At 51.3% G+C, this 14191-nt stretch carries 11 protein-coding genes; 5 read left to right on the forward strand and 6 right to left on the reverse strand.

Annotation, left to right across the window (positions count from 1 at the left end):
- Window positions 1-60: 60 nt before the first annotated feature.
- Together tatD and hemB are read left to right on the forward strand one after the other, a co-directional pair.
- Complete coding sequence (gene tatD / locus GCE9029_RS23235; protein WP_062667376.1) at window positions 61-840, forward strand: 3'-5' ssDNA/RNA exonuclease TatD; 780 nt, start codon at window positions 61-63, stop codon at window positions 838-840.
- Between the two features lie 48 nt (window positions 841-888).
- Entirely contained in the window at window positions 889-1944 is a 1056-nt protein-coding gene (gene hemB / locus GCE9029_RS23240; protein ID WP_062667378.1) for a porphobilinogen synthase, read from the forward strand.
- Window positions 1945-2013: 69 nt separating this feature from the next.
- Here hemB and asnC read toward each other — a convergent pair whose 3' ends face one another.
- Window positions 2014-2475 (reverse strand): transcriptional regulator AsnC, encoded by a 462-nt coding sequence (gene asnC / locus GCE9029_RS23245; RefSeq protein ID WP_002541578.1) that lies wholly within the window; start codon window positions 2473-2475, stop codon window positions 2014-2016.
- A gap of 120 nt (window positions 2476-2595) precedes the next feature.
- On the opposite strand from asnC, the gene GCE9029_RS23250 reads away from it, so the two are divergent.
- On the forward strand, window positions 2596-5745 hold the full coding sequence (locus tag GCE9029_RS23250) for an EAL domain-containing protein (protein WP_062667380.1): 3150 nt from the start codon (window positions 2596-2598) through the stop codon (window positions 5743-5745).
- Window positions 5746-5877: 132 nt separating this feature from the next.
- Complete coding sequence (locus GCE9029_RS23255) at window positions 5878-6648, forward strand: class I SAM-dependent methyltransferase (RefSeq protein ID WP_062667382.1); 771 nt, start codon at window positions 5878-5880, stop codon at window positions 6646-6648.
- 92 nt (window positions 6649-6740) lie between these two features.
- On the opposite strand, the gene GCE9029_RS26400 is transcribed toward GCE9029_RS23255, so the two are convergent.
- From GCE9029_RS26400 to hemC, 5 genes are all read right to left on the reverse strand, one after another.
- Window positions 6741-6890, reverse strand: coding sequence for a hypothetical protein (locus tag GCE9029_RS26400; protein ID WP_002539653.1), 150 nt, complete (start codon window positions 6888-6890; stop codon window positions 6741-6743).
- Between the two features lie 221 nt (window positions 6891-7111).
- On the reverse strand, window positions 7112-8299 hold the full coding sequence (locus GCE9029_RS23260) for a heme biosynthesis HemY N-terminal domain-containing protein (protein ID WP_062667384.1): 1188 nt from the start codon (window positions 8297-8299) through the stop codon (window positions 7112-7114).
- Window positions 8296-9513 carry a uroporphyrinogen-III C-methyltransferase gene (locus GCE9029_RS23265; protein WP_062667387.1) on the reverse strand — a complete coding sequence of 406 codons (1218 nt, stop codon included), beginning with the start codon at window positions 9511-9513 and terminating at the stop codon, window positions 8296-8298. Before GCE9029_RS23265 ends, GCE9029_RS23260 begins: the two co-directional genes overlap by 4 nt.
- A complete protein-coding gene (locus tag GCE9029_RS23270) occupies window positions 9497-10270 on the reverse strand; it encodes a uroporphyrinogen-III synthase (protein ID WP_062667389.1) in 774 nt (257 codons plus the stop codon). Before GCE9029_RS23270 ends, GCE9029_RS23265 begins: the two co-directional genes overlap by 17 nt.
- Window positions 10267-11202 (reverse strand): hydroxymethylbilane synthase, encoded by a 936-nt coding sequence (hemC, locus tag GCE9029_RS23275; RefSeq protein WP_062667391.1) that lies wholly within the window; start codon window positions 11200-11202, stop codon window positions 10267-10269. Before hemC ends, GCE9029_RS23270 begins: the two co-directional genes overlap by 4 nt.
- 388 nt (window positions 11203-11590) lie before the next feature.
- Here hemC and GCE9029_RS23280 point away from each other — a divergent pair, with 388 nt between their 5' ends.
- Window positions 11591-14143 (forward strand): class I adenylate cyclase, encoded by a 2553-nt coding sequence (locus GCE9029_RS23280; protein ID WP_497463372.1) that lies wholly within the window; start codon window positions 11591-11593, stop codon window positions 14141-14143.
- Window positions 14144-14191 lie beyond the last annotated feature (48 nt).

Below are 14191 nucleotides of genomic sequence, written 5' to 3' on the forward strand. Positions count from 1 at the left end.
CCGGAAAGCCAGTGATACACTGGCTTTTTTCTTATTCAGATCAAATGAAAAGGATTGAGCGTGATTGATATTGGGGTGAACCTCACCAGTAGCCAGTTCGACAAAGACAGAGAAGACGTCCTGTCGCGCGCTAAAGAAGCCGGTATCAGTGCCATGGTGTTGACAGGTACGGATCTGGAATCCAGCCCAGAGGCTGCCGCTATGGCCGCATCTCTGCCGGGTTTTGCGTTTTCCACTGCCGGGGTTCATCCCCACGATGCCAAAACCGTGGACGATTTGACGCTGCCGTCTATCCGCGCTTTAGCCAATCAGCCTCAGGTGGTTGCAATTGGTGAGTGCGGGCTCGACTTTAACCGCGACTTTTCACCAAGGCCGCAGCAAGAGGCGGTGTTTGAAGCGCATCTTAAACTCGCCGTTGAGCTTAACATGCCAGTTTTTCTTCATTGCCGTGATGCCCATGAGCGCTTTATGGCCATTCTAACGCCTTACCTTGATAAGCTGCCTGGTGCCGTGCTGCACTGCTTTACGGGCTCTGAGGATGAGCTGAAAGCGTGCTTGCAAGCTGGGCTTTATATCGGCATTACCGGCTGGGTGTGCGATGAAAGGCGTGGTGAAGCCTTGCGTGCCATTGTGCCACTTATCCCTGATGACAAGCTGATGATTGAAACCGATGCACCGTATCTTTTGCCGCGGGATCTCAAGCCAAAACCCAAATCCCGTCGCAATGAACCCTGCTATTTGCCTCATATTGCATCAGAAATTGCTGCATTACGTCAGCAGGACACTGAGCAGTTGATCACACAAACCACCCTCAACACCCGTCGATTCTTTGGACTGTAACCGCTATGATGCTGTCAAAGCTCAAGCACTTGGATTAAGGAGGATACCGTGACCGTATCCATTCAGGGCGCGTTTCCGGCCCGTCGTATGCGCCGTCTGCGCAAACATGATTTCAGCCGCCGCTTGATGGCGGAAAACCAGCTTTCCGCCAGCGATCTGATTTACCCGATGTTCATTCTGATGGGGAAAAACCGTCGTGAAGCGATAGAGTCGATGCCGGGTATTGAGCGTTTGTCCATCGATCTCATGCTGTACGAAGCAGAATATCTGGCAAAACTGGGCGTACCTGCGATTGCCTTGTTCCCTGTTGTACCGAAAGAATTCAAATCAGCAACTGCTGACGAGGCGCATAACCCGGAAGGTTTGGTGCAGCGCGCCGTACGTTTGCTGAAAGAGCATGTACCACAAATGGGCGTGATCACTGATGTCGCACTCGACCCATACACCTTGTCGGGTCAAGACGGCCTGACCGACGAAGACGGTTATGTGCAGAATGACGAAACCACCCAGGTGCTTATTCAGCAGGCGCTCTCCCATGCGGAAGCTGGCGCAGATATCGTTGCACCGTCAGATATGATGGACGGCCGCATCGGTGCTATCCGTGAAGCGCTGGAGGAAGCGGGTTACATTCACACCCAAATCATGGCGTATTCGGCGAAGTATGCGTCGGCATACTATGGCCCGTTCCGTGATGCAGTCGGCTCAGCGGCCAACCTCAAAGGCGGCGACAAGAAAACCTATCAGATGGATCCGGCCAACAGCGACGAAGCCATTCATGAAGTGGCAATGGACGTGAATGAAGGCGCGGACATGGTGATGGTTAAGCCTGGCATGCCTTACCTTGACGTGGTTCGCCGCGTGAAGACGGAGCTTAAGGTGCCGACGTTTGCGTACCAGGTTTCCGGAGAGTACGCGATGCACAAAGCGGCTTCGATGAATGGTTGGCTTGACGAGCGTAAAACCGTGGTGGAATCCTTGATGTGCTTCAAGCGTGCTGGCGCAGACGGCATCCTGACTTACTTTGCCAAAGACGTAGCGCGTTGGCTGGCCGAAGAGCAGCAGATGGAAATCCCTGATCTGCCTAATCAGGAAGAGGCTGAATAAGCCGACCTCCAATGAAAAAATGCCAGCGATTTGCTGGCATTTTTGTCTCTGGTCGCCGGAGTTACTCAATTAAGGCGCGACATTCCGCTTAATGGGGTTTTGCAGCGAGATAAGGGTTTCTGTCGATTGCACTTCATCTATCGCCTGAAGTTTATCAATCAGCACGTATTGCAGCTCTTCAATCGATCGGCACATCAGTTTGACAAAGATGTTATAGGCACCCGTGGTGTAATAGGCTTCCACCACTTCATCAAGTTGTTGAAGCTTTTCCAGCGCCGAGTGGTAATCCCTTGCGGCATAGAGGTTGATGCCGATAAAACAGCACACATCGTATCCGAGCGCTTTGGTGTTCACCAAAACCTCGGTGCCGGTGATGATGCCTGCCGATTTCATTTTTTCGACCCGCACGTGCACTGTTGCCGGACTGACAGAAAAACGTTTCCCCATTTCCGCATAAGGCACTTTGGCATCAGCCATCAGGGTTCGCAGAATTTGGCGATCTAAATCATCTAATTTTGCAATCTCATTCATAGCGATTCACTAAACTCCATGTTACCCGCAGTTTCCGTGCATGAAACTTGACCAATTGATAGCCCTCCCAATACCGTGTGGTACAACTGATACAGAATTAAGACAGCTCTACTTTATTCTATGCGCCAATTACTTAAGTGGCTTTTTGTTACTGTTCTCTTTCTTCAAAGCGGCGCAGCACTAGCAGCCTATCAGGTTCTCGCCATTCATTCCTACCATCCGGACTTTTTCTGGACGGAATCCATTGTTCGTGGAATCGAGAAGGGTATTGAAGGGCAGGACATTGTTGTTGAGCACACCTATCTCGATACCAAGCGAATCCAATCCCCTGATTATCATGAAGAACTGAAACGTCTCTATCTGACTCGCCTTGAGGAGCACCGCTATGATGCCGTGCTGACCACAGATAATGCCGCACTCTGGCTGGTCAACGAACTCTCTGAAGAAATTGGCAATGTGCCTGTGGTGTTTTCCGGATTAAACAGTGCCAGTCTCGAACCGTATCAGAGCATCAATATGCTCGGGGGCGTTGAAGAGTTGATTAACGTGCCCGCCAACGTTTCGTTGATTAAAAACCTTCACCCCGAAACTGAACGTGTTTGGCTCGCACTGGATGATGCTTATTCCAGCCGCCAGTACTGGCAGGCCATCTCACGTCAGTTGGACAGCGCCACTGAGTTGGGTGTCGACATACGCCGCATGCACAAAGTGAGCTTTGAGCAGTTGGTTGAGCAGAGCGCCGCGCTGGAAGAGGGCGATGTGATTCTGTTTGTTTCCTTCTTCAAAGATGCCAATGGCGACTTTATGGAGCATGGCGATTTGCTCACCAAGGTCACGCAAGCGACCACGGTGCCGGTTTACGGCGCGAACAGTTTTATGCTGCCTTACGGCATTGTCGGCGGAATCATGGTGGATGGCGAACACCACGGCAAAGTGCAGGCAGGCCTATTGGTTGAAGCGCTAAACAGTGGTGAAATGCCAAAGATTATTTCTGACGCCAATCAGCTTATCTTTGAATACGATGTCGCCAAAAAGCGTCATATCGACATAAGACAGTTTCCTCAAGCCACTATCAACAACCAGCCGCCTTCTTTCTGGCAAGCCAATCGTGATGCGGTGTTGAGTAGTCTTGCCATCATGTTTATCGCTATGGTGATCATTGGCATTCTCACCAAGCACATGAACCGTCAAAAGCAAGGCGAGCGGGCATTGGCACAAAGCCGGGCATTGTTCAAAGGCGTGTTTGATCAAAGCCATCAATATATTGCGTTGCTGGATTATCAAGGGCGTGTGATTTCCGCCAACGGTGCATTCCAGCGTTTGTTTCCCGAGTTTGGCAATCGCGGTTTCTTGCCATTATGGCGCTGGTCAGAATGGCTCAGTGCAGACAGGCTAAAACTTCACCTTGAATCCTTGATTGAAGGACAGGCGAGCCGCTTTGAAGTTTGTCTTTTGTCCGAGCAGCAAAACGAGGTGATTTTGGACGTGGCGCTCAAAGCCTTGCCGGATCACAGCCACGCCGACGCGCAAATTTTGTTTGAAGCCCGCGATATCAGCCAGCGAAAACTGGCAGAGCAGAAGCTTCAGCGTAGTGAGGTGGAATATCGCATGCTCTATGAGCAGCAGCCTGTGATGCTACTGACCATCGATCAGCAATCGCGTATTCAGTCCGTGAACCAGTGCACCACGGAATGGTTGGGCTTTTCTAAACGTCATATGCTTGGGCACAAAGTGACAGACTTTTATGCCGATGACAGCCTGCCGCCAAGAAGCCTTTTGAACGGTAAAGATCGGGAGCGGTTTGGGATCCGTCGCCGTGAAATCCGTTACCGCACCAGTGATGGCAAAGAGCGCTGGATTCGAGAAAGTATTCGTTCGACTCAGGTGCAATCGCAACTTTTGTTAGTGGGAGAGGACATCACGGAAAACCGCCGAATGGAGCAGCAACTTCGTTATCAGGCGCAACATGATTTCCTGACTGGTTTGCTGAACCGCAACTACTTTGAAGCCAGATTGGTTGATGTACTGGGCACCTTGACTGAAAACGGCGCGGTTCACGCCATGTTCTATATCGATCTCGACCAGTTCCGCGTGATTAACGATACTGTGGGGCATGAGGCGGGTGATGAAGCGCTCAAGCAAACGGCGCAGGTTCTGCGTGAGTTGCTGCCTATTGGTGCGACACTGGCGCGTCTTGGCGGTGATGAGTTTGCAGTGATTTGCTATGACTGCAATGAGCAGGACGCGCTTGATCAGGGCAGAAAAATTCTCGATACCCTAAGTGAACTCGACTTTTACTGGAAGAATACTCGCCTCGCGCTTGGTTGTTCTGTTGGTATCCGGATGTTGGATAAAACCGCGGGCACGCCTCAGCAAGTGCATGCTCAGGCTGATACAGCTTGTTATGCTGCCAAGCATGATGGCCGCAGTCGGGTTCACCTCTATCGTCCGGACGATCAGGAACTTCGCCGCCATGAGCGCGAAATGTCTTTTGTCAGCAAAATCCATGATGCTTTGGCAGAAGACCGTTTCGAGGTTTATGCCCAGCCGATTGTCAGCGTTACTTCCCATTTGAAAGAGAAACTCTATTTCGAAGTCTTGGTGCGGATGCGTGACACTCAAGGTGAGAATGTGGCTCCAGGACAGTTTATACCTGCTGCCGAGCGCTACAATATGGCGCATTTGATTGATAAGCGGGTGATTGAGAAAACCTTGGGGTGGTTTGAGCGTTATCCTGAATATGTCGATTCCGTAGGTATGGTGTCGATCAACCTTTCCGGCCGCTCCATGAGCGATGAAGGTTTTATCCAGTTCCTGATTGAAGCGCTCAGAACCAGCACCATTCCAAGTACATCAATCAGTCTCGAAATCACGGAAACGGCGGCGATAGGCAACCTCAGTGATGCGATTGAGTTGTTCAAAAAGCTTAAACAACTGGGCTGCACCATCGCGCTGGATGATTTTGGCTCTGGGCTTTCATCATTTGGCTACCTCAAGCGCCTTCCAGTCGACATCATCAAGATTGACGGCCAATTCGTGCGGGATATCGCCGAGGATGAAACGGACTATGTGATGGTGCGGGCGATTCACCAACTGGCGACCCAGATGGGCAAGAAAACCGTGGCAGAGTTTGTGGAAAATGATGCCATCTTGATGCGCTTGCGCTCACTGGGTGTCGATTATGCGCAAGGCTATTTCTTCAGCGTGCCGAAACCAATGGAGCAGCTTATTCTCGAAGCAGTAGCCAGTGAAAAAGAAGCGACGTTCTAGTAGGGCATCGCGGCCAATTTTCTCTTTCTCTTAGAACCCTATCCTTTCGTTATATACCCAAACGACCTGAATCCTGCATCTTCACGTCGTTTGGGTATATACTCTCGGCGAATATTACGCTGGAGAACCCAGGTGCAGATAGCTTTAACCTGCGAAGCGCCAGAACGCGCTGACATCCTTAACGAGATTGCCAACCGTTGGGGACTGACCCACGATGAGAACGCCCTTTTTGCGTTGGTACTGACCGAAAACCAATTGGAGCTTCGAAAGCTGGACGAGCCAAAGCTCGGCGCGGTTTTTGTCGATTTGGTGGGCGGTGCTGTTGGTCATCGTCGTAAATTCGGAGGCGGGAAAGGGCAGTCGATTGCTAAAGCAGTCGGACTCAACAAAGGCGCGACGCCAACGGTGTTGGATGCCACAGCAGGATTGGGGCGCGATGCTTTTGTGCTGGCTTCTCTTGGCTGTAAGGTACAGATGGTTGAACGTCATCCTGTGGTTGCGGCGCTGCTGGATGATGGCCTTGCCCGTGCCAAAGTGGATCCGGAAATCGGCGGTTGGGTGAGTGAGCGCATGTCGCTTCTGCATGCATCAAGCCATGACGCACTGATGAAGCTTGTTGATGACGAAAATTTGGAACGCCCGGATGTGGTGTATCTCGACCCCATGTATCCGCACAAGAAAAAGTCAGCATTGGTGAAAAAAGAGATGCGTGTTTTCCAGTCGCTGGTGGGCGCGGATGATGACGCTGATGAGCTGTATGAGCCTGCTTATACACTGGCGACCAAGCGTGTGGTGGTAAAGCGTCCGGATTATGCTGAGTTTCTGGCCGGTAAAACGCCGTCTACTCAAATTGAAACCAAGAAGAACCGCTTTGATGTCTATGTGAAAGCGGCGATGCGATAGTCCCCATCACCAAAGGTCAACAGACCCTAGATTCCCCTTCACCAGAAACCAAAACGCCTCCGAAGCGGAGGCGTGGGGTGCAAAGGGTCGGATTACTCCATACCTTTAACCAGCAGAACTGTCAGTAGACCAGTAACAACTGAAACCAACAGGCCTGACACCAGGATCCAAGGTAACATATCCATGATGGGCGGGCTCACTTTCAAAAGGGATTGGCAAAGCCGACGCCATTTGTTGCTCATACTGACTGATAAAAGCCTGCAAATTGATTAACAACTGAAACCGGCAAATTATAATTTGTTACGCCCCTATTTGATAACAGCTACTTTGTCTTAACAATGGCTGGTAAATAGCAGTTAATCATTATTAACAGCTTGAAACAACTTGGGTTGTTTTTAGGTCTAACCGTGTTAATCGTGAATAAAAAAACGCCCTTTCGGGCGTTTTTTGTTCGTGAAATGTTTCACTCTTTGTGAGGTAGTGCAAGCTTGAGTGCTTCGCGGGAAAGACTGTTCGCAGCACCGGACTCGTTAAGCTTTTCAAGTGTATCCACCAGCCAAGCGTAATCGGTCACATCAGGACGGATTTCCAGCGCTTTTTCAAAGTGAGTGCGCGCCTCTGCCCATTTTCCTTCACGGAAATAAAGCTGACCCAATGCGCTGTGTGTCACGGGGTTATTCTCGTTGTAGCGCAGCAGATCCTGAAGTTTGAGAATGGCCGGATGGTAATCAGGCAGTTTCAGTTCAGGCACCAGAGAGATCAGGGTTTCATCCGGATGCTTTTTCAGGTTTTCACGTAAAATGATGTAAGCCTCTGAATCGGCATGACGTGAAATCAGTTGTTTGACCAGACAGGCAATCAGCTTAGGTTGCTGACGTGCCGCGCGGCTTAGGCTGTTCCAGTGAGCCAGAAGGCCGTCACTGCCTTTCTGGGTCGCTATGTGAGCCATGAGGCCACACTCAGCTTTCAACTCCAGCTTTTCTGCTTCGCTGTCTGTCACCGCTTTCACACGTTTCAGCGATGGCATCAAGCGCAGTAAAGCTTGCCAGTCCTGAAGCTGCAGGTAGGTGTCTTTCAGTAAGTTCAGCAGAATCGGGTTACGCGGATTGGCATCGACCAGCCCTTGAAGGCTCGCGAGCGCTTCTTCATATTGGCCTTGGCGGAACTGCAGCTTGGCGCGGGTTAGTGAGGTTGCCAGACGATCAGTCCCAAAGTCCGACGCCTGTTGGAGGTAACGGTCTCGGCTATCGACGTCACCACGGCCTTGTGCCGCTTCTGCTGCCGCCAGATAGTTCAGCAAAGGGGCATCGCTGTGGGCAGCCCCTTTCATCACAAGTTTCTCTGACTGTTTCCAGTCACCTTCCAGCAGTTTCAGCAAGCCATCGTTGGTCAGCGCGCGTGCTTTCTTACTCTTACGGCCGGAAAACCAGCCGCGGGTGGAGCTTGAAAGCGAGAAGATTTTGCGAATGAGCCATTCAAGGATGAACAGTGCAGCAAAAGCGAACACCACCAGAATGATAAGCGTGGATACACTCATCTCGAAGGTTTGGTTGGCCGCGGAAATCAGAACATAACCCTGATTACCCGCCAGATCCGGCCCGACAATCAGGCCTGCAATCAGTGCGATAACCAGCAGGAGAATTTTAATCATTGGTTATTCTCCCCGGTTTGCAGTGGCGCTAAATCGCGGCGCAGACGGTCAGCCAGCATGTCACTAATCAGTGCTTGGCTTTCCAGTGCCTCAGGGTAGCTCACCTCGATGGTTTGCTGGCTTAGGTTGGTCAAGGTCGCAACGAAGCTCTTGGTAATGTCAGCGTCTTGATTGTAGAAACGCTCTGCCCACTCCTTCGCAGTTTTCAGTGACTCCGCATACAGGCGGCCATTCTCGCGATATACCGAGGTCACCGCCTGATCCAGTTTAGCCTTGAGGTTTTCCTGTAGGTAGAAAGTCTGCGCCGGGGTGAGCAGTGGTACCACATCGCCTTCGCGCTTGCGGTAGGTGATGAACTGACCGACGAAATCACTGAATGAAGCTTTCAGGTTTTGCTGCCAGTCGTCGACATTGCCAGAAACCTGTTGCGGCGCCACATCCTCTGCTTCAGGCATAATGGCATTGGCCAACGGCAGTTTGTCGACTTCCTGCTGTAGCGAGTTCAGGCGAAGCACAATACCGTCGCGGTCAATGCGCTTCACGGCTTTTAGCTGTTGGATGTCTTTTGCCATCGCCTGACGGATAGGCGTCAGCGACGGATCATTAAGCTCAGCAATGCGCTGATCGGCATTTTGCATCAGGGTGGTGGCAGTCAGCACGTCTTGTTCCAGCCAAAGCTTGCGTGCGGCCTGATTCACTAGGTAATCCGCTTCTGCTAACAGCCAGTCATTTGGACGACGGCCTTTCACATCAGCCAGCGCTGATTGCAAGCTCTGGATAGTGGTGTCCTGCTGTTCAATCAGCACCTGGGTATCCTGTACGGCCTTTTTTACCGCTTCCTGACTTTGTTTTTCGCTGTTAGCCAGCGCCGATTTCAGTGAGCTGATTTCATCCGTCAATGCAGAGATATTGGCCGTTAGCTGCTGGCTTTGCTGGTGGCCGTGGTAGTAAAGGCCACCGCCGAGGGCAATCACCAAAACAATGGCGACAATAGAGAGTTTGTTACCCCTTTTTTTCTCTTTGGCCTGAGGAGGCGGAGTTGCTGTGTTTTTGTCACTGGCCGGCGTATCAGCAGGCGTGGACTTGGCAGCAGACTTTTCGGTCGCGGAAGGCTTACCATTTTGCTTGGAAGACGATGGCGTTTCCTTGCCGGTAGGGGATGCTGGCGCCGACGTGTCTTTATCCGTGCCTGATGTCTTATTGTTGTCTGTCATCCGAATGTCCCGAGTTAATCATCTCGTTTAACGCGTGAAACAGGGCGTGATTGGAGGCGCTGTTTACGCAGCTGATTGTATTAAAACCAAGGCCAATTGCTTGATTGTAAATCCGTTTGCTTGGCACCAGTATATGGCATTCTCGTAACCATTGCTGGTCACACTCTGAGATTGTCTGGCACAAAAGCGAAAGTTGTTCACCACTGGTGATGACCAAGGTGTCGACATTTTCCGCCCGCCATTGCTTAGCCAGTGATGATAGAGATTCACTGGTCCAATGTCGTTGATAGGCTTCAAAATAGCGCACCTTGGCACCGTGATTTGTCAGGGTATCGCCCAAAAGTGCCCGTCCGCCATTGCCACGTAAGATCACGACCTGAAGACTTTCCGGCTTTTCGAAAACTGACATAGACACCATGCCTTCGCTGTCTTCTGTCGGTGGCTGAATCGCATCCACACCGCTTTTGGCTTTCCAGACTTGCGCTGTTTTTTCTCCGACTGCGACATAATGCAGATCGTCACGCCAGCTGGCGTTTTTGTCCTGAAGTTGTTGATGGGCGTATTCAATCGCGCGGGGACTCACCGCCACGACAACGCTGTGTGGAGGTAGTGTATTAAGGTAATGAGTCAGAGAGGGAAGGTCGTTTCCGGCGGAAAAAGACAATAAAGGCGCGGGAAGCGCCTTTATTCCTGATTGGTTCAGCGTTTCAGCAAGTTCATAGCAGGCAGGTGCGGGGCGCACCACCAGTACGGTCATACTTCGTCCTGATACAGTTTTTCCAGAATCACGCGTGCACCATCTTCAAGTAGCTGTTCAGCAAGGCCTGTGCCAAGCTCTTCCGCTTTTTCAAGCGGGCCTGTTACTTCACCGCTGACGATTTTGCTGCCGTCTGGCTCACCAACGAGTGCGCGCAGATGAATTTGGTCGCCATGGATTTCTGCGTAGCTACCAATGGGTACCTGACAGCCGCCCATTAGGCGGTTATTCATTGCACGCTCACACAGCACGCGGTAAGTGGTGTTGGCATCGGCCAATGGTTCCAGCAGCGCACGGACGCGTTCATCATCCACACGGCACTCAATGCCGACAGCGCCTTGGCCAACCGCTGGCAGAATTTCTTCCGGTTCAATTTCATTGCGGATACGGTCATGAAGATTCAGACGTTTAAGACCTGCTGATGCAAGAATGATGGCGTCGTATTCACCATTATCCAGTTTGCCCAAGCGGGTGCCGACGTTGCCGCGCAGATCTTTCACCACCAAATCAGGGCGCATGGCACGAACCTGACACTGGCGGCGAAGGCTTGATGTTCCGATAACCGCACCTTCTGGCAGTGCATTGATGCTTTCATAATTGTTGGAAACAAAGGCGTCACGTGGGTCTTCACGCTCACAGATCGTCACCAGCCCAAGTCCTTCAGGAAACTCTACTGGCACGTCTTTCATTGAATGGACCGCAATGTCTGCACGACCATCCAGCATTGCCTGCTCCAGCTCTTTCACGAACAATCCTTTGCCGCCAACTTTGGCCAGTGGAGTGTCGAGAATGATGTCGCCTTTGGTCACCATAGGAACCAGCTCCACAACCAAGCCCGGGTGGGTTTCTTCCAGAGCGGCTTTAACAAATTCAGCCTGCCACAGGGCAAGTGGGCTCTGGCGGGTGGCGATGCGGATGGGTGTTGAAGTCATAGTTGCGTCCATTTGATTTGCTTACGCTAATCGTACCACCCCTTGTTATTCCTTGAGAACTTAAGGTGATAGCAGCGATAAAAAGGTGCGAATTAACGCGGCTTCGGCTATGATGATGTGATATGGATCATGTTTTTGGGGCGGTTCACAGGGGTAAAACCCAACGTGGTTCACCTTATTTCGAATCAAATTTGAGATAAAGCGTTGTCTCTCTCACAGTTTTGGTCATATAGTGAGCAAAGTGAAGCAGAAATGATGAGTCATTGCTCGCTTTACGCTCCAAAGAAAAACTGTTAGATTGATCACGTTTTTATCCATGGGCGCCGAAGTCTTTTAGATTCAGCTCCCGTTACGTTGACTAGGATGTCGGCAACTTTGGATGTTTATCTTGCAAAACTATGTTGATCAGCAATTAGAGCGTCTTAATGCCTTCAACCACGTTAGGTTGGAGCGCGCACGAAGCGCTATGCACTCTCAGGCCGTTAATGTTTTTAACGTATTGCCTGCCTTGCTGCACTTTAACCATCCTGCTGTCCCTGGTTACCTCGAGCGTAGCGTCGTCCATGGTATCTGCAATTTCTCCCTTTCTGACGTCCAGCAAGACTTCGTCAATGATTGTGCCCTCGCACTGAACACCCCTTCACCGGTTAAGCCATTTTCTCAAGAGCACCCTATTAAAGGCCTGTTTTCGATGGGCAGTACCGCGTCAATGGGCCAGAGCCTTTCCAGTGATTTGGATATCTGGGTTTGTGTGCAGGATTGGGTGGCGCATGATGAACGTGACATGCTGGACGCCAAATGTTCACTGATTTCCGACTGGGCAATGTCTCAGGGTGTGGAAGTGAACTTCTTTGTGATTTGCGAGCAGCGTTTCCGCCAGAACATGGCGCAGGCGATGACCACGGAAAACTGTGGATCAACCCAACACTACCTGCTGCTCGATGAATTCTACCGCTCCGCCGTACATCTCGCCGGCCAACATCTGCTTTGGTACTTAGTACCACCGGAGATGGAAGGTTGCTATGAAGATTACGTCGGAGAGATGATTGCCAGTGGCGCGATAAAACGCGAAGACTGGGTGGACTTTGGTGGTTTGCCATCGATCCCGGCGGAAGAGTACTTTGGCTCTAGCCTCTGGCAACTGTATAAAAGCATCGATTCACCTTATAAGTCGGTACTGAAAGCGATCCTGCTGGAAGCTTATTCTTGGGAGTACCCAGGTACCCAGCTTCTGAGCGTTGACGGCAAACGCCGTTTCTTCTCTGGCATGTTGGATGTTTACCAGTCTGACGCTTATTACCTGATGCTGGAGAAAGTCACCCGCTATCTTGAGCGCATCGATGACCACCGTCGTCTCGATCTGGTGCGTCGCTGCTTCTACCTCAAAACCCACGAGAAGCTGACCCGCGAACCTGGCCCTGGCTCTGTGCCATGGCGCCGTGAAGTGCTCTGTATTCTGACCCGTGAATGGGGCTGGACACAGGAAGACATCGCGCGTCTGGACAATCGCCGTAACTGGAAAGTGGAAGAGGTAAAAGAAGCGCACAACGAGTTGCTTGAAGCTTTGATGCTGAGCTATCGAAACCTTATCCGTTTCGCGCGTCGCAATGACATCACCTCTGCAATTAGCCCTGAAGACATCAGTATTTTGGCACGTAAGCTTTATGCTGCGTTTGAGGTGTTGCCGGGCAAAGTGACCCTACTTAACCCGCAACTGTCTCCGGACTTGCACGAAGCGGACTTGAGCTTTATTCAGGTGCCAGAAGGGCGGAGTAACCCGCCGGGTTGGTATCTCTATAAGCAATCATTGAAGCCCGTTGAAATCATCGGCCGCTCGCCGCTCGAACATAACCGCTACCTGTCAAAGCTGGTGGCGTGGGCGTATTTCAATGGTCTGTTGACCGAATCCAGCCGCCTGCATTCAGTGGCACGTAACAGCAATGTCGACATCGACAAGCTTTACCAACTGGTCAGTGACCTGCGCAACACCTTCTCGGTACGCCGTCCGCAGCCTTCTCTGCAGGCGCTGTCGAGCCCTTGTGAAGTGCGTAAACTGGCGCTGTTCATCAACCTTGAAAACGACCCGACCACAGAGCTTAAACAGCCTGCGGTGCGTTTCGATTTCAAAAATACGGACATTTTCAGCTACGGTGCTGAGCAGCAGTGTTTGGTTGGCAGTGTTGATTTGGTTTACCGCAACAGCTGGAACGAAGTGCGTACCCTGAACTTCAAGGGTGAGAACGCCATTCTCGATGTGCTGAAAACTCTGTTGGGTAAAATGCACCAGGATGCCATTCCGCCTGAGTCAGTGGATGTATTCTGTTATGCGGGAAAGATGCGTGGTTTGATTCGTAACCTGGTTTACCAACTGGTGGCAGAGTGTATCGACATGCGCCTGAAACCGGTCGATCAGGAAAAACGCCGCCGCTTTAAAGCGATTCGTGTGGCAGACCAAACCTTCGGTCTGTTCTTCGAGCGCCGCGGTGTGTCAGTGCAGAAGCTGGAAAACTCCGTCGAGTTCTACCGTTCGATTTCGACCAACAAGGTTCATGGCTCACCGGTCGTGGTATTGGACAAAGACGCCGATATCCATCCGCCGGAAGTGGTCGATGCTTACGCCAGTGAAGGTCTTATCCAGTTCTTCTTTGAAGATTGCGATGATGGTTTCCACATCTATGTACTGGATGAAAACAATCGCGTGGAAGTGTACCGCCAGTGCAGCGGTGATAAGGAAGAGATGGTACAGGGCGTGAACCGTTTCTATACCTCTTCGCAGGAAACTGCCAACTTTGCTGGTAAAGGCGTGAACTTCAACCTGCCACAGTTCTACGACATCATCCATCAAGCCGATGGTCGCGCACAGGTGATTCCTTACAAGAGTGATCGCCAGTGGCAGCGTGCTGATGCGAATAATGACGCTGCCCAATACGCGTCCCGCTGATCAAACCCGATTTCAGATAAAAAGGCTGACAACACATGCTGTCAGCCT

It is taken from the genome of Grimontia celer (assembly GCF_900055185.1).
Lineage (GTDB): Bacteria > Pseudomonadota > Gammaproteobacteria > Enterobacterales > Vibrionaceae > Enterovibrio > Enterovibrio celer.